The following is a 15,964-nucleotide window of genomic DNA, read 5'->3' on the forward strand; positions in this document are numbered from 1 at the left end:
TCGTACAGCAACACCGGACGCCTTCCGGCTGTCACAGTCTCCCGACAATGCTAAGGTTCGGCCCTAGCTTTTGTATTTTTCCAAGGAAGCCTTTATGCCGGACGCAACGTCCCTCAGTGCTGGTTTTATGGTGGTTCACGGCAACCGCCTGGACGAGTTGCGCAGCCTGGTGGTCAGCTGGATGCGGCGCTACCCGCTGGCACCCTTGGAAAATGAAATCGCTTTGGTCCAGAGCAACGGCATCGCCCAATGGCTGAAGCTGGCACTGGCTGAGGATCCGAAAGAGGACGACATGGGCGGCTGCGGTATCGCCGCAGCGATCGATGTGCAGTTACCGGGCAGCTTCATGTGGCAGCTCTATCGCATGGTCCTGGGCCGAGATGAAATCCCTGTCAAATCCCTGCTCGATAAAGCCCCACTGACCTGGCGCCTCATGCGCCTGCTTCCACAGTTGATCGATCAGCCACACTTCGAACCTCTGCAACGCTTCCTTACCCATGACACCGATTTGCGCAAACGCTATCAATTGGCCGAGCGACTGGCTGACCTGTTTGACCAATACCAGGTATACCGAGCTGACTGGCTCGAGGACTGGGCAGAAGGTCATCATCAATTACGCAACGGTCGAGGTGAAGCGAAAGCCCTGACTGCGGCAAACTGCTGGCAGGCAGAATTGTGGCGTGCACTGTTGCTGGATGTCGGTGAACAAGGCATGGCGCAAAGCCGTGCCGGCGTCCATCAACGATTTATCGAGCGTATCAACAGCCTCGACGTTGCGCCTGATGGACTTCCCTCGCGGGTGATCGTTTTCGGTATTTCTTCACTTCCCGCCCAGGCGCTTGAAGCGCTCGCCGGGCTGGCTCGTTTCAGTCAGGTCTTGCTGTGCGTTCATAATCCGTGTCGCCACCATTGGGCGGACATCGTCGCTGATAAAGACCTGTTACGGCATCAATACAAACGTCAGGCTCGCAAGAGCGGCATGCCGGTTGTCCTGGATCCGCAAACCCTGCATCAGCATGCCCATCCCCTCTTGGCTGCGTGGGGCAAGCAGGGACGGGACTACATCAATCTGCTCGATAGCTACGACGATCCCAACAGCTATCGCTCGGCATTTCGTGACGGGAGAATCGACCTGTTCAGTGACAGTCAGCCACTGAGCATGCTCAATCAATTGCAGGACGACATTCTTGAATTACGTCCTCTGAATGAAACGCGTGAACGCTGGCCGGCAGTCGATCCAAAAGTGGATCAATCAATCCGATTTCACATCGCCCATAGCGCCCAGCGAGAGGTGGAGATCCTTCACGACCAGTTGCTCGCCCGTTTCAGTGCAGATCCCGATTTAAGGCCTCGCGACGTCATTGTGATGGTCCCGGATATCGACAGCTATGCCCCGCATATTCGTGCAGTATTCGGGCAGCTTGAACGCAATGACCCGCGCTTCATTCCCTTCACGCTCGCAGACCAGGGGCAACGTGGCCGTGACCCGCTGCTGATCGCTGTCGAACATCTGCTTAAACTGCCGGACAGTCGATTCCCCGTCAGCGAAATCCTCGACCTGCTGGATGTTCCGGCCCTGCGCACTCGCTTTGGTGTGGAGGAGCGAGACCTGCCGACCCTGCATCGCTGGATCGAAGGCGCTGGCATTCGTTGGGGTATGAACGCCGGGCAACGGGCAGGTTTGGGCCTGCCTCAGGAACTGGAACAGAACAGTTGGCGTTTCGGACTGCGTCGGATGCTGCTTGGCTACGCCGTGGGAAGCGGCAGCGCTTGCGAAGGCATCGAGCCCTACGACGAGATCGGTGGTCTGGATGCCGCACTCATCGGGCCACTGGTTGCTTTGTTGGACGCGCTGGAGATTGCCCATCAGGAGCTCTCGCGACCGGCGCCGCCCAAGCAATGGGGTGTACGGTTGCAGGCGCTGGTGCAGTTGTTTTTCCAGGCCAGCAATGAACATGACGACTACTTGCTGGCCCAGCTCGAGGAGTTGCGTGAAACCTGGCTTGAGACTTGCGAGTCCGTCGGTTTGCATGACGAGTTACCGTTGACGGTCGTTCGTGAAGCCTGGCTCGCCGGACTTGATCAAGGTCGATTGTCCCAGCGCTTTCTCGCCGGCGCAGTCAATTTCTGCACGTTGATGCCGATGCGCGCGATCCCGTTCAAACTGGTCTGTCTGCTCGGCATGAATGACGGCGATTATCCGCGCGCGCAACCGCCTTTGGACTTCGACCTCATGGGCAGCGATTATCGACCGGGTGACCGTTCGCGCCGAGAAGATGATCGCTATCTGCTGCTGGAGGCACTGCTGTCGGCATGTGACCAGCTCTATATCAGTTGGGTTGGCCGTAGCATTCGCGATAACAGCGAGCGTCCCGCATCCGTATTGATCGGTCAGTTGCGTGACCATCTGGCCAGTGGCTGGCGATTGCGCAATGCAGATGAAGATCTGCTTGAGGCCATGACTCAGGAACATCCGTTGCAACCGTTCAGCGCCCGTTACTTCCATGAAGGCGATAACCTGTTCAGCTTCGCCAACGAATGGCAGGTGCTTCATCAGTCTGGTGAGCCAGTTATCGATAACAACATCCTGGACGCTTACGTTCAGGAAGAGCCGTTGAGCCTCGGTCAGTTGCAGGATTTCCTGCGCAATCCTGTGCGACATTTCTTCAGCCAGCGATTGAAGGTGTTCTTCGAAGCCGCTGAAGTGCCGCTGGCCGATGAAGAGCCCTTTGTACTTGATGCGCTGCAACGCTATAGCCTCAGCGACAGTTTGCTCGGCGCCGCGCTGGCACAGCTTGAACGTGTGGATGAGGTGTTGGATGCGCATGCCAAACGCCTGCAAAACAGCGGTCTGCTGCCCATGGCCGGTTTTGGCGAATGCCTGCAACGAGAGTTGATCGAGCCGTTACCGGATCTGCTGCAACGCTATCAACAGCTACTGGCGTTATGGCCCACGCCACTCACCAGCGCTCTGCCGGTCAATCTCGAACTTCAAGGTCTGCGTCTGGAAGGATGGCTCAGCGGTCTGCATCAACGCGCAGACGGCGGATTGTTGTCGGTCACTACGATCCCCAACAGCATCGGTTCGATTAAATCCCGCAAGTGGCATCGTCTGACACGACCCTGGGTCAATCATCTGGTTGCCTGCGCCAGTGGCATGGAGATGACCACTGCACTGGTGGCCAGTGACGACAGTCTGTTACTCGGTCCGATTGAAAAAAATACCGCATCCCTAATCCTGGGCGACCTGTTGATGGCCTGGCAAACGGGCATGCGCCAGCCTCTGCCCATTGCGGTGAAAACAGCGTTTGCCTGGCTCGCTCAGACCGACCCGGCCAAAGCCGATGCCGCTGGCCGCAAAGCTTATGAAGGCGATGGCATGACCACGGATGGCGAGCGTCGGGAAAGTCCCGCGCTCGCCCGACAGTTCGCTGACTACGACGCACTGATCGCCGACGAGACTTTCCCTGATTGGTGCAACGCTTTGTACAAACCGATGCTTGAAGCGCCGTGGCGCTCATTGAGCAGCGAGGAAGCACGCTCATGACCGCGAAAACACCGCTGGCCCTGGCATTCCCGCTGCGCGGCAGTCAACTGATCGAAGCCAGTGCCGGCACCGGGAAAACCTTCACTATTTCCGCGCTGTACCTACGCCTGGTCCTCGGCCACGGTGGCGAATCGAGTGGCTTCGGGCGTGAATTGTTACCGCCGCAAATCCTCGTCGTGACCTTCACTGACGCCGCGACCAAGGAGCTGCGCGAACGCATTCGAACGCGCCTGGCAGAAGCCGCGCGGTTTTTCCGCGATGAAACTCCGCCGCCGGATGCGCTGATCGCGGAGTTGCGTGATCAGTACCTTCCGGAGCAGTGGCCCGGATGCGCGAATCGTCTGGACATCGCTGCCCAGTGGATGGATGAAGCGGCTGTCTCGACCATCCACAGCTGGTGTCAGCGGATGTTGCGCGAGCATGCGTTCGACAGCGGCAGCCTGTTTACCCAGACCCTGGAAACCGATCACAGCGATTTGCTGGGCGAAGTCCTGCGCGATTACTGGCGATTGTTCTGCTACCCGATGCAAGGCGATGCGCTGAACTGGGTGCGTGGTAATTGGGGCGGTCCGGCGGCGCTGTTGCCACGCGTCCGTGGATTATTCGCCAGTGAGCGCGACAGCGTCGAAGGCAAAGAGCCTGCCGAGCTGATCAACGAATGTCTGCAGGAGCGCCGGGCAGCCTTGATCGAACTCAAAATGCCCTGGCGTCAGTGGGCCGACGAGTTGCTTGCGATCTGTCACGAGGGTGTTGCGAGCAAAAGCGTTGATGGGCGCAAGATGCAGGCGCGTTACTTCGAACCCTGGTTCGAAAAGTTGAAGGCCTGGGCCGAAGACGAATTGCTTGAGCAGTTGGATATTGGCACCGGCTTCACCCGCCTGACCCCTGAGGGCATGGCTGAAGCGTGGAAAAAAGGCGAAGTCCCCCACCATCCGGGACTGGACGCCATGCCGGGCCTCAAGGCCAGTCTCGATGGATTGCCGACTCCCGATGCCGCGGTTCTGCAACACGCCGCCCAGTGGGTGGGCGCACGGTTCGAGGCGGAAAAACGTCGTCGCGCGGAAATGGGCTTCGATGACATGTTGCTGCGCCTCGATGCCGCATTGCAATCCGAGGGTGGCGAACGCCTGGCGACCTTGATCCGCGAACAGTTTCCGGTGGCGTTGATCGACGAGTTCCAGGACACCGACCCGGTGCAGTACCGAATCTTCGAAAGCATCTATCGCATCGAAGACAACAACCCCGAATGCGGCCTGTTCCTGATCGGCGACCCAAAGCAGGCGATCTATGCCTTCCGTGGTGCCGATATCTATACCTACCTGCGCGCTCGTCAAGCCACCGCAGGCCGACTGCATACACTGGGGACCAACTTCCGTTCCAGCCATGGCATGGTCGGTGCGGTGAACCATGTGTTTGCGCGCGCCGAGTCGCGCGAGGCCGGTCGGGGTGCGTTCCTGTTTCGCGAACGGAATGGCGATAACCCCGTGCCGTTTCTGCCAGTCGCCTCCCAGGGACGCAAAGAAGTGTTGAGCATCGGGGGGCAGATTGTACCCGCGTTGAACATCTGGCATTTGTCCGTCGACCAGCCCCTGTCGGGCGCGGTTTACCGACAGCAATTGGCTGCCGCTTGCGCCAGTGAAATCACCGCGTTGCTGAACGGCGGACAGCAAGGCAAGGCGGGTTTTATCCAGGACGGCAAGGACTTCAGGGGCCTGTTGCCGGCGGATATCGCAATTCTGGTGCGCGACGGTAAAGAAGCTCAGGCCGTACGCGCCGAACTCTCCGCCCGTGGTGTGCGCAGCGTTTATCTGTCGGACAAGGATTCCGTGTTCGCCGCCCAGGAAGCCCACGATCTGCTGACCTGGCTCAAGGCGTGTGCCGAGCCGGATGTCGAGCGTCCGTTGCGGGCCGCGCTGGCGAGCATCACGTTGAACCTGTCGCTGGCAGAACTTGAACGGTTGAATCAGGACGAGCTGGCCTGGGAAGCGCGGGTCATGCAGTTCCGTGGTTATCGCGAGCTCTGGCGCAAGCAAGGCGTGCTGCCCATGCTGCGTCGTTTGCTGCATGACTTCCAGCTGCCTCAGGCATTGATTGCGCGCAGTGACGGCGAGCGGGTGCTGACCAACTTGCTGCACCTGTCCGAGTTGCTGCAACAGGCGGCCGCCGAACTGGATGGCGAGCAAGCGTTGATCCGGCACTTGTCCGAACATCTGGCGCTGTCCGGTCAGGCGGGTGAGGAACAGATCCTGCGTCTTGAAAGTGACGAGCAACTGGTCAAGGTCGTGACCATTCACAAGTCCAAGGGGCTTGAGTATCCCTTGGTGTTTCTGCCATTCGTGTGTTCGGCGAAACCGGTGGACGGAAGCCGTTTGCCGCTGCATTACCACGATGAAGCGGGCAATGCTCGAGTGACCCTCAAGCCCACGCCCGAGTTGATCGCGCTGGCGGATGATGAGCGGCTGGCCGAGGATCTGCGTTTGCTTTATGTCGCCCTGACCCGGGCTCAACATGCCTGCTGGCTCGGTGTCACTGACCTCAAGCGCGGTAATAACAACAGTTCGGTGTTGCACCTCTCTGCGTTGGGTTATCTGTTGGGGGGCGGTGCTCCATTGGTGGAGTCGCAAGGTTTGAAGCGTTGGCTGGAAGACCTGCAGCAGGATTGTCCCGCGCTGAATTACAGTGAGATGCCTGAAAAGACGGATGAGCATTACCATCCGCCGCAGAACGATGCGAGCTTGCTCGCCCCCCTGATCCCCAAGCGCAAAGCCAGCGAAAACTGGTGGATTGCCTCCTACAGCGCCCTTCGCATAGGCGACAGCCTGAGCGTGGGCAGTGATGAAGCACCGGAAAACCCGCAGGCGCAAAAGCTGTTCGACGACGAGCGCCTCGATCCTGAAGCGCCGCGCGAAGTGATCGCCGGCGGTGCCGATATCCATCGGTTCCCGCGTGGTCCGAATCCCGGCACCTTTCTTCATGGTTTGCTTGAGTGGGCGGGTGACGAAGGTTTTGCCGCCACGCCGCGGGCCGTGGAAGACGCGATTGCCCGTCGCTGCAACCGTCGTGGCTGGGAAGGCTGGATCACCACGCTGAGCGATTGGCTGCAGCACTTGCTCAAGTCGCCGCTGCACATCGGCGCTGGGCAGGCGCCCGTGATTTTTGGGCAACTGAAACAATACCGTGTCGAGATGGAGTTCTGGTTCGCCAGCCATAAGGTCGATGTGCTCAAACTCGACGAGCTGGTCCGCCAACATACCCACAACGGCGTCGCCCGTGTTGCGGCCGAACCGGTACTGCTCAATGGCATGTTCAAAGGCTTCATCGACCTGACTTTCGAGCACGATGGTCGCTATTACGTCGCCGATTACAAATCCAACTGGCTGGGCGTCGATGACATGGCCTACACCGAGCAGGCGATGGAACAGTCGATCCTGGATAATCGCTACGACCTGCAATACGTGCTGTACCTGTTGGCCCTGCATCGTCAGCTCAAGGCGCGGCTTGCCGATTACGATTACGACCGGCATGTCGGAGGGGCGTTGTATCTGTTTCTGCGCGGCACGCGCTCATCCAGTCAGGGCGTGTATTTTGCCCGTCCGCCACGGGAACTGATCGAGCGTCTGGACCGGCTGTTTCAGGGCAAGCCGGAACCCAAGGCCGAACCGGCCTGGGAACAGGGAGTATTGCTATGAGCCGCACCTTTGCCGATGTGTTGCCGACGCCGTTGGCAGCCGAAAGCCTGGCAAATCTGGCGCCGTTGAGTCGCGCCGATGACTTGTTGTCGTTGCTCACGCGCTGGGTCGAGCGCGGCTGGTTGCGAGCGCTGGACAAAGCCTTCGTTGCCTTTTTGCACGAGCTCGCCCCCGACGATGATCCGCTGGTGCTGCTGGCGGCGGCATTGACCAGCCATCAACTGGGCCACGGTCACGTCTGCCTGGATCTGTTCGAGACGCTCAAGGCGCCGGATTTCGCCCTGTCGTTGCCGCCGGAAGGCGACCTGCAAAGTGGTGCGATGTTGCTGCCTTCGCAATTGCTTGAGACGCTGGACGGCGCCCACTGGTGCAAGGTCCTGGCCTCCAGCCGGCTGGTCGCATTGGCGGCCGATGGCAGCGAAACGGCGTTGCAAAGGCCGTTGGTGTTGTCGGGAAAGCGCCTGTACTTGCGCCGTTACTGGGTGTACGAGCGACGTATCGATAACGCGCTGCGCCTGCGTCTGGCAGAACACGAATCCACACCGAATGACTTGCCTCAACGCCTCACCGGTCTGTTCGGCCCGGCCCGGCCCGGCGAACTGATCGACTGGCAGAAACTCGCGTGTGCCTTGGCGACCCGCAGTGCATTCAGCATCGTCACTGGCGGTCCCGGAACCGGCAAGACCACCACGGTCGTGCGTTTGCTGGCGCTGTTGCAGGCACCGGCGGTGGAGGCTGGCAAACCACTGCGCATCCGTCTTGCGGCCCCCACCGGCAAAGCGGCGGCGCGGCTGACGGAATCCATCAGCCAGCAAGTCCGGACGCTGGAAGTGGCCGAGGCCGTACGAGAAAAAATTCCGTCAGACGTCACCACCGTGCACCGCCTGCTCGGCAGCCGTCCCGGTACCCGACACTTTCGGCACCACGCCGGTAATCGCTTGCCGCTGGATGTCTTGGTGGTCGACGAAGCCTCGATGATCGACCTGGAGATGATGGCCAATCTGCTCGACGCGATGCCGGCTCATGCGCGACTGGTGCTGCTCGGTGACAAGGATCAACTGGCATCGGTGGAAGCCGGCGCCGTGCTGGGCGATTTGTGCCGCGACGCCGAGGCAGGTTGGTACAGCCCGCAGACCCGACAGTGGCTGGAAGCGGTCAGTGGTGAACACCTCGAAACCAGCGGTTTGCAGCAAGACACTCACGGGACTCATCCGCTGGCCCAGCAGGTCGTGATGCTGCGCCACTCGCGCCGGTTCGGCGAGGGCAGTGGCATTGGCCAACTGGCTCGCTGGGTCAATCAGCAACAACCCGAAGAAGCTCGCAAGTTGTTGGCGGCCGGAAACCACGATGATGTGTTTTCCCTGCCTCTCAAAGGTGAGCACGACAGGGCACTGGAGCGCTTGTTGCTCGAAGGCCATGGCGATGGACCGCAAGGGTATCGGCATTACCTGAGCCTGCTGCGCAGTCGGCGACCGTCGCTCGACAGCACCCTCGAGGATCCGCGCTGGACCGATTGGGCTCGCGACGTGTTGCAAGCCTTCGATGCCTTCCAGTTACTGTGCGCCGTGCGCAAGGGACCATGGGGCGTGGAAGGCCTGAATCAGCGAGTGACCGATGCGCTGCTCAAGGCCAGGCTGATCGACAGCAATCAACAGTGGTACGAAGGTCGGCCAGTGCTGATGACCCGCAACGACTATGGCCTGGGCTTGATGAACGGCGACATTGGCATTGCGCTCAAGCTGCCGGAGCGCGAGGGACCCGAGGCGGGGCGCCACGTGCTGCGCGTGGCCTTCCCGCGTAACGACGGCCAGGGCGGCGTGCGCTTTGTCCTGCCGAGCCGGCTGAATGATGTCGAAACGGTGTACGCCATGACCGTGCACAAGTCCCAGGGCTCCGAGTTCGCCCATACGGCGCTGATTTTGCCGGACGCCCTGAACCCGGTTCTGACCAAGGAGCTGATCTACACCGGCATCACCCGCGCCAAACACTGGTTTACTTTGATCGAACCGCGTAGCGGCGTGTTTGAGGAGGCCGTGCGACGCAAGGTCAAGCGCCTGAGCGGGCTGATGCTGGAATTGGAAGAGGCCATACCGCCGGGGGATTGAGGACGGCAGCGCCAGACGACGGAAACTGTCCGAAGTGCCGTCTTGCGCGGCCTCGCGAGCGTTTCGACGCTATGCTATCGTTGCGGCATCATCCCGTTACGACCGAATGGAATCCCTGCATGAAAGTGGCTGTCTGGACGACAGAGCACATTGTTGCCTGCAAGCGAGTCATGCTGGCAGGCGTTCTCTGTTTGCTCAGTGGCCTCGTGTTCGCGCAAGCGCAAACGCCCCCCGGCATGGCCGATCAACGCGCCCAAGCCGTTACGCAGGTTGTACTCGGCATCCTCAGTTATGCCCGTTGGCCTGTTGAGCCAGCACAACTGCGTTTGTGCATAGTGGGCCCCACCGAATACACCGACGATCTGGTCAAGGGCACGACCCAGGCCACCGGCCGTCCTGTCACCGTGCGTCGGTTGCTGGCGGATAGCCCGTCCATTGTCGGTGAGTGCGACGCGGTGTACATCGGCAAACTGACCAGCGAGGAACGCAGCCGGCTCTTCGCTTCTCTGGCGGGGCGGCCGGTGCTGAGCATCAGCGAAAGCGACGACCAATGCACCGTCGGCAGCCTGTTCTGCCTGCGAGTCGGCGATGAGCAAGTGTCCTTCGAGGTCAACCTTGATTCCGTCGCCCGCAGCGGCGTGAGAATTCACCCCAGTGTGCTGCAACTGTCCCGCCGCAAGCCGGCGGCACCATGACGCTATTCAAACCGGATAGTCGTCCGACCTTGCGCTCCGTCATCGGTCGCGGTCATTTGATCGTCGCACTGGTGGGCGTGGCCATGGCCAGTGTTTCGCTGACGTTGCTGGGCGTGCTGGCCTTGCGGGTTTACGCCGACCACAACCTGCACCTGATTGCACGCTCCATCAACTACACCGTGGAAGCGGCGGTGGTGTTCAATGACAAGGCAGCCGCCACGGAGGCGCTGGCATTGATCGCGTCCACCGAAGAAGTGGCTGATGCCCAGGTGCTGGACGAGCAAGGCAAGTTGTTGGCCCGTTGGCAGCGACCGGAAACCGGATTTTTCTCGGACCTGGAAATGCAGATGGCCAAGGCGTTTCTGGAAAAGCCGATCAGCATGCCGATTGTCCATCAGGGCCAGGAAATCGGCAGTGTCCAGCTCATTGGTCACGGTGGCAGCCTGATGCGTTTTTTGCTCAGCGGACTGGTGGGGATCGTTCTGTGTACCGCTGTCAGCGCCTGGGTGGCGCTGTATCTCGCACGCCGACAACTTCGCGGGATCACCGGCCCACTGCGCAGCCTGGCTTGCGTGGCTCACGCTGCACGCAGCGACCGTGCCTTCGACCGGCGTGTGCCACCGGCGGCCATTGCCGAACTCGACAACCTGGGCAACGACTTCAATGCCTTGCTCGATGAACTCGAATCCTGGCAGACCCACCTGCAAAGCGAAAATGAAACCCTGGCCCACCAGGCCAGCCATGACAGCCTCACCGGGCTACCGAACCGGGCGTTTTTCGAAGGCCGGCTGAGTCGTTCGCTGCGCAACGCCAACAAACTCAACGAGCGCGTGGCGGTGCTTTTTCTCGACAGCGACCGATTCAAGGAGATCAACGATAACTTCGGTCACGCCGCCGGCGATGCGGTGCTGGTGGCCGTGGCCAATCGGGTTCGTGCGCAGCTGCGCGAAGACGATCTGGTGGCGCGTCTGGGGGGGGATGAATTTGCCGTCCTGCTGACCCCGCTGCACATGACCGAAGACGCCGAGCGCATCGCCGACAAAATCCTAGAAAGCATGGAAATGCCGATCCCGTTGCCGGGGACCAGCCAGGTGCTGACCTCTCTCAGTATCGGCATCGCCGTGTACCCTGATCATGGAACGACACCGGGGGCGCTGCTCAATGCTGCCGATGCGGCCATGTACCAAGCCAAGCGCCTCGCCAGGGGTGCTCAGCACACGTCAGGGTCGGAGCACCCTGTCGCCGATGTTCAAACCAGGAGCTAATGCCCGTGTTTTCACTCCCTCTGCGATTTTTCACGATGACCCTGTTCATGGCCGTGCTGGCGTTGGCCGGTTGCCAGACGGCGCCGCAAAAAGGCCTGACCCCGGCGCAGGTCGCGGTGCTCAAACAACAAGGTTTCGAGTTGACCGACGAGGGCTGGGCGTTTGGGCTGTCCGGCAAAGTCTTGTTTGGCAGTGACGTCGAAAAACTCAATGCGCAGAGCACCGAGATCGTCGAGCGCATTGGCAAGGCGCTGTTGGGGGTCGGAATCGAGCGGGTACGGGTCGATGGTCACACCGACGCGTCGGGTAAAGAATCGTATAACGAACAGCTGTCCGTGCGCCGCGCGAAAAGCGTTGGCATGGTTCTGACCGCGGTGGGCATGAACGAACAAAACATCCAGCTGCGTGGCTTCGGCAGCAGTCAGCCCGTCGCCTCCAACGACACCGCCGCTGGCCGAACCGAGAACCGCCGGGTGTCGATTGTGGTCAGCGCCGATTAGTCGGCAAACACCATGTCCCGTCGTTCACCCATCAACAACCCCTGATTCTGCTCAGTCACCTCCCGGATGTAATCCCACAACAGGGTGATCCGCTTGAGCTTGCGCAGGTCCTCGCGGCAGTACATCCAGAACTGCCGGGTGATGTTGATCTCTTCCGGCAACACCGGCAGCAGACGCGGATCCTGCGCGGCGAGGAAGCACGGCAGAATTGCCAGTGACCGCCCCTGCTGCGCCGCCACGAACTGTGCGATCACGCTGGTGCTGCGCAGATTGGCGCTGGCGCCGGGCAGCACGTTTGCCAGGTACAAAAGCTCCGAGCTGAACGCCAGGTCGTCGACATAACTGATGAATGAATGCTTGCCCAAGTCTGCCGGGCGGCGGATGGGCGGGTGTTTGTCCAGGTAGTCCTGGGTCGCGTACAGCTGCAATTTGTAGTCGCAGAGTTTGCAGCAGACATAGGGACCATGCTCGGGGCGCTCCAGCGCAATGACGATGTCCGCCTCGCGCTTGGACAGGCTGATGAAGTGCGGCAATGGCAGGATGTCCACCGAGATCGCCGGATAGGCATCGACGAAATGACTCAGCTGCGGGGTGATGAAAAAGCTGCCGAACCCTTCTGTGCAGCCCATTCGTACGTGGCCGGACAGCGCGACGCCGGAGCCTGATACCTGCTCGCAGGCCATGTGCAGGGTGCTTTCGATCGACTCGGCGTAACCGAGCAATCGCTGACCTTCAGCCGTCAGCACGAAACCGCTGGTCCGGGACTTTTCAAAAAGCAGCGTGCCCAACGCCGCTTCCAGCGAACTGATACGCCGCGACACAGTGGTGTAGTCCACCGCCAGGCGCTTGGCCGCGGTGCTGGCCTTGCGGGTGCGGGCGACTTCGAGGAAAAACTTGAGGTCATCCCAGTTCAGCGAGCCTAGGGACGTGATGTTTTTTTGCATGATGGACCGGCTTTTATGTGCGTTCTTATTAGAAGTTTGCACATCTATACTCCAAAAACAGTCCGATAACCAATTCGCGACACACGCCTCATCTCAAGGCGACTTTCTCGCCTTGGCTCCCTAGATAGCTCTCTAAATAAGAACAATGTCCCGGAGACCAACATGAACGCATCGCTCACGCCAAACGAAACCACTGTGCAAAAGGTCAAGCTGTTGATCGACGGCGAGTGGGTCGAGTCCCAGACCAGCGAATGGCACGACATCGTCAACCCGGCGACCCAACAAGTGCTGGCCAAGGTTCCGTTCGCCACGGCGCAGGAAGTCGACGCCGCGATCAGTGCCGCCCATCGCGCCTTCCAGACCTGGAAGCTGACCCCGATCGGCGCGCGCATGCGCATCATGCTCAAGCTCCAGGCGTTGATCCGCGAGCACTCCAAACGCATCGCCGTGGTGCTCAGCAACGAGCAGGGCAAAACCATTGCCGACGCTGAAGGCGACATTTTCCGTGGCCTGGAAGTGGTCGAACACGCCTGCTCCATCGGCAGCCTGCAAATGGGTGAATTCGCCGAGAACGTCGCGGGCGGCGTCGATACCTACACCCTGCGTCAGCCCATCGGCGTCTGCGCCGGCATCACCCCGTTCAACTTCCCGGCGATGATCCCGCTGTGGATGTTCCCGATGGCCATCGCCTGCGGCAACACCTTTGTGCTCAAGCCGTCCGAACAGGACCCGATGTCGACCATGCTGCTGGTGGAACTGGCAATCGAGGCCGGCGTTCCGGCAGGCGTGCTCAACGTGGTGCATGGCGGCAAGGACGTGGTGGACGCGCTCTGCACGCATAAAGATATCAAGGCCGTTTCCTTCGTCGGTTCGACCGCCGTGGGTACTCATGTCTACGACCTGGCTGGCAAACATGGAAAGCGTGTGCAATCGATGATGGGCGCGAAAAACCACGCCGTGGTTCTGCCAGATGCCAATCGCGTACAAGCACTGAATGCGCTGGTCGGCGCCGGTTTCGGCGCAGCGGGCCAACGTTGTATGGCCACGTCCGTGGTGGTGCTGGTGGGCGCGGCCAAACAATGGTTGCCGGACCTGAAAGCGCTGGCGCAAAAACTCACCGTGAATGCCGGCAGCGAGCCGGGCACTGACGTTGGCCCGGTGATCTCGAAAAAAGCCAAACAGCGGATTCTCGATCTGATCGAAAGCGGCATCAAGGAAGGCGCCAAGCTGGAGCTGGATGGTCGCGACGTCACCGTTCCAGGCTTCGAGAAGGGCAACTTTGTCGGCCCGACCCTGTTCTCCGGCGTGACCACCGACATGCAGATCTACACCCAGGAAATTTTCGGCCCGGTGCTGGTAGTGCTGGAGGTCAACACGCTCGACGAGGCCATCGCACTGGTCAACGCCAACCCGTTCGGTAACGGCACCGGCCTGTTCACCCAAAGCGGTGCGGCGGCGCGCAAATTCCAGAGCGAAATCGATGTCGGCCAGGTCGGCATCAACATCCCGATTCCGGTGCCGGTCCCGTTCTTCAGCTTCACCGGTTCGCGCGGTTCCAAACTCGGCGACCTCGGCCCGTATGGCAAGCAAGTGGTGCAGTTCTACACTCAGACCAAGACAGTCACCAGTCGCTGGTTCGATGACGACAGCGTCAACGACGGTGTGAACACCACCATCAACTTGCGTTAAGGAGCCGGACATGAAAATCGCTTTTATCGGTCTCGGCAACATGGGCGCGCCGATGGCGCGCAACCTGATCAAGGCCGGCCATTCGCTGCGGCTGGTCGACCTGAACAAAACCGTTCTGGCCGAGCTGGAACAACTGGGCGGCAGCATCAGCGCGACAGCCCGTGAAGCCGCTCAAGGTGCAGAACTGGTGATCACCATGCTGCCCGCCGCTGTGCACGTGCGCAGTGTGTGGCTAGGTGAAGACGGCGTGCTGGCGGGGATCGCCAAAGGTGTGCCGGCCGTGGATTGCAGCACCATCGATCCGCAGGCGGCGCGTGATGTGGCCGCTGCGGCAGCCAAACAGGGCGTGGCGATGGCCGACGCGCCGGTGTCTGGTGGCACTGGCGGCGCAGCGGCCGGGACGCTGACCTTCATGGTCGGCGCCACCCCCGAACTGTTTGCCACTCTGCAACCGGTACTGGCGCAGATGGGTCGCAACATCGTCCATTGCGGCGAAGTCGGCACCGGGCAAATCGCCAAGATCTGCAACAACCTGCTGCTGGCGATCTCCATGGTCGGCGTCAGCGAAGCCATGGCGCTGGGTGATGCGCTCGGAATCGACACCACGGTGCTCGCCGGGATCATCAACAGTTCCACGGGGCGTTGCTGGAGTTCTGAGATGTACAACCCGTGGCCGGGCATCGTCGAAACGGCGCCGGCCTCGCGTGGTTATACCGGTGGTTTTGGTGCCGAACTGATGCTCAAGGATCTGGGGCTGGCCACGGAAGCGGCCCGTCAGGCGCACCAACCGGTGGTGCTCGGCGCGGTGGCCCAGCAGTTGTATCAGGCGATGAGTCAGCGTGGGGAGGGTGGCAAGGACTTCTCGGCGATCATCAACAGCTATCGCAAACCCCAATAAGGGCTTTGGTGAGGGGCTTTGGTGGCGAGGGAGCTTGCTCCCGCTGGTTCGCGAAGCGGACCCGTTCGGGGTTAATGCGGTGTATCGGTTAGGGCGCATTGGCTGACTGTACGACGGCTTCGCCGCCGAGCGGGAGCAAGCTCCCTCGCCACAGGTACTGCATGTACGCATCGACATTTACCGGGAAATCACGTCGGGTGATCTCCCGGTTTTTTTGCATCAGGCAAACACGAAATACTTGCGCACGGTTTCAACCACTTCCCACGTGCCTTTCATGCCCGGCTCGATGACGAAAATATCACCGGCACGCAGATGGATCGGCTCCTTTCCTTCCGGGGTGATGATGCAGTAGCCCTCGCGGAAATCGCAGTATTCCCACTTCACGTATTCCACGTACCACTTGCCCGGCGTGCAGATCCAGGTGCCCATGATCTTGCTGCCGTCTTCGCTGGTGTAGGCATTGAGGTTGACGGTGTGCGGGTCGCCTTCGAGTTTTTCCCATTTGCAGGCGTCGAGGACCGGCAGGGGATGGGTGTCGCGAAGAACGGTAATCGGTGCGGACATGATGACTCCGAGCGTGAGGGATAACTGAAGTCGCACCGTATAGGGCTTGTTGCGGCATCAGTTGTCTG

10 protein-coding genes are annotated in these 15,964 nt (G+C 60.6%); 8 read left to right on the forward strand and 2 right to left on the reverse strand.

Translation table 11 applies throughout. The features are described from left to right. Positions 1-94 precede the first annotated feature (94 nt). From recC to ACM6IQ_RS16195, 6 genes are all read left to right on the forward strand, one after another. Positions 95-3,547 (forward strand): exodeoxyribonuclease V subunit gamma, encoded by a 3,453-nt coding sequence (gene recC, locus ACM6IQ_RS16170; RefSeq protein WP_414879313.1) that lies wholly within the window; start codon positions 95-97, stop codon positions 3,545-3,547. Next, on the forward strand, positions 3,544-7,236 hold the full coding sequence (recB, locus tag ACM6IQ_RS16175; protein ID WP_414879314.1) for an exodeoxyribonuclease V subunit beta: 3,693 nt from the start codon (positions 3,544-3,546) through the stop codon (positions 7,234-7,236). The genes recC and recB overlap by 4 nt, the downstream gene beginning before the upstream one ends. Beyond that, positions 7,233-9,341, forward strand: a complete 2,109-nt coding sequence (gene recD, locus ACM6IQ_RS16180; protein WP_414879315.1) for an exodeoxyribonuclease V subunit alpha — start codon at positions 7,233-7,235, stop codon at positions 9,339-9,341. Before recB ends, recD begins: the two co-directional genes overlap by 4 nt. A 119-nt stretch (positions 9,342-9,460) precedes the next feature. Then, entirely contained in the window at positions 9,461-10,036 is a 576-nt protein-coding gene (locus ACM6IQ_RS16185; RefSeq protein ID WP_414879316.1) for a YfiR family protein, read from the forward strand. Then, a complete protein-coding gene (locus tag ACM6IQ_RS16190) occupies positions 10,033-11,301 on the forward strand; it encodes a diguanylate cyclase domain-containing protein (protein WP_414879317.1) in 1,269 nt (422 codons plus the stop codon). Before ACM6IQ_RS16185 ends, ACM6IQ_RS16190 begins: the two co-directional genes overlap by 4 nt. Then, the gene (locus tag ACM6IQ_RS16195) at positions 11,301-11,801 is read left to right on the forward strand and encodes an OmpA family protein (RefSeq protein ID WP_414879318.1); all 501 of its coding nucleotides are present in this window, start codon (positions 11,301-11,303) and stop codon (positions 11,799-11,801) included. Before ACM6IQ_RS16190 ends, ACM6IQ_RS16195 begins: the two co-directional genes overlap by 1 nt. Here the strand turns inward: ACM6IQ_RS16195 and ACM6IQ_RS16200 are convergent. Further along, on the reverse strand, positions 11,798-12,745 hold the full coding sequence (locus ACM6IQ_RS16200) for a LysR family transcriptional regulator (RefSeq protein WP_017336412.1): 948 nt from the start codon (positions 12,743-12,745) through the stop codon (positions 11,798-11,800). The two genes, ACM6IQ_RS16195 and ACM6IQ_RS16200, sit on opposite strands and share 4 nt — an antisense overlap. Positions 12,746-12,907: 162 nt before the next feature. Here ACM6IQ_RS16200 and ACM6IQ_RS16205 point away from each other — a divergent pair, with 162 nt between their 5' ends. Both ACM6IQ_RS16205 and mmsB read left to right on the forward strand, forming a co-directional pair. Beyond that, positions 12,908-14,434 (forward strand): CoA-acylating methylmalonate-semialdehyde dehydrogenase, encoded by a 1,527-nt coding sequence (locus tag ACM6IQ_RS16205; protein ID WP_017336413.1) that lies wholly within the window; start codon positions 12,908-12,910, stop codon positions 14,432-14,434. Between the two features lie 10 nt (positions 14,435-14,444). Then, positions 14,445-15,332 (forward strand): 3-hydroxyisobutyrate dehydrogenase, encoded by an 888-nt coding sequence (gene mmsB, locus ACM6IQ_RS16210; RefSeq protein ID WP_414879319.1) that lies wholly within the window; start codon positions 14,445-14,447, stop codon positions 15,330-15,332. A gap of 219 nt (positions 15,333-15,551) precedes the next feature. Here the strand turns inward: mmsB and ACM6IQ_RS16215 are convergent, their stop codons facing one another. Then, positions 15,552-15,896 carry a cupin domain-containing protein gene (locus ACM6IQ_RS16215; protein ID WP_008024653.1) on the reverse strand — a complete coding sequence of 115 codons (345 nt, stop codon included), beginning with the start codon at positions 15,894-15,896 and terminating at the stop codon, positions 15,552-15,554. Positions 15,897-15,964 lie beyond the last annotated feature (68 nt).

It is taken from the genome of Pseudomonas sp. IT-P100 (assembly GCF_949767185.1).
GTDB classification, from domain to species: domain Bacteria; phylum Pseudomonadota; class Gammaproteobacteria; order Pseudomonadales; family Pseudomonadaceae; genus Aquipseudomonas; species Aquipseudomonas fluorescens_B.

Bases quoted from the DNA above. Each gene is read 5' to 3' on its own strand.
- ACM6IQ_RS16195 (WP_414879318.1), top strand. From the start codon at position 11,301: ATGCCCGTGTTTTCACTCCCTCTGCGATTTTTCACGATGACCCTGTTC.
- recC (WP_414879313.1), top strand. From the start codon at position 95: ATGCCGGACGCAACGTCCCTCAGTGCTGGTTTTATGGTGGTTCACGGC.
- ACM6IQ_RS16190 (WP_414879317.1), top strand. From the start codon at position 10,033: ATGACGCTATTCAAACCGGATAGTCGTCCGACCTTGCGCTCCGTCATC.
- ACM6IQ_RS16185 (WP_414879316.1), top strand. From the start codon at position 9,461: ATGAAAGTGGCTGTCTGGACGACAGAGCACATTGTTGCCTGCAAGCGA.
- ACM6IQ_RS16215 (WP_008024653.1), bottom strand. From the start codon at position 15,896: ATGTCCGCACCGATTACCGTTCTTCGCGACACCCATCCCCTGCCGGTC.
- ACM6IQ_RS16205 (WP_017336413.1), top strand. From the start codon at position 12,908: ATGAACGCATCGCTCACGCCAAACGAAACCACTGTGCAAAAGGTCAAG.
- recB (WP_414879314.1), top strand. From the start codon at position 3,544: ATGACCGCGAAAACACCGCTGGCCCTGGCATTCCCGCTGCGCGGCAGT.
- mmsB (WP_414879319.1), top strand. From the start codon at position 14,445: ATGAAAATCGCTTTTATCGGTCTCGGCAACATGGGCGCGCCGATGGCG.
- recD (WP_414879315.1), top strand. From the start codon at position 7,233: ATGAGCCGCACCTTTGCCGATGTGTTGCCGACGCCGTTGGCAGCCGAA.
- ACM6IQ_RS16200 (WP_017336412.1), bottom strand. From the start codon at position 12,745: ATGCAAAAAAACATCACGTCCCTAGGCTCGCTGAACTGGGATGACCTC.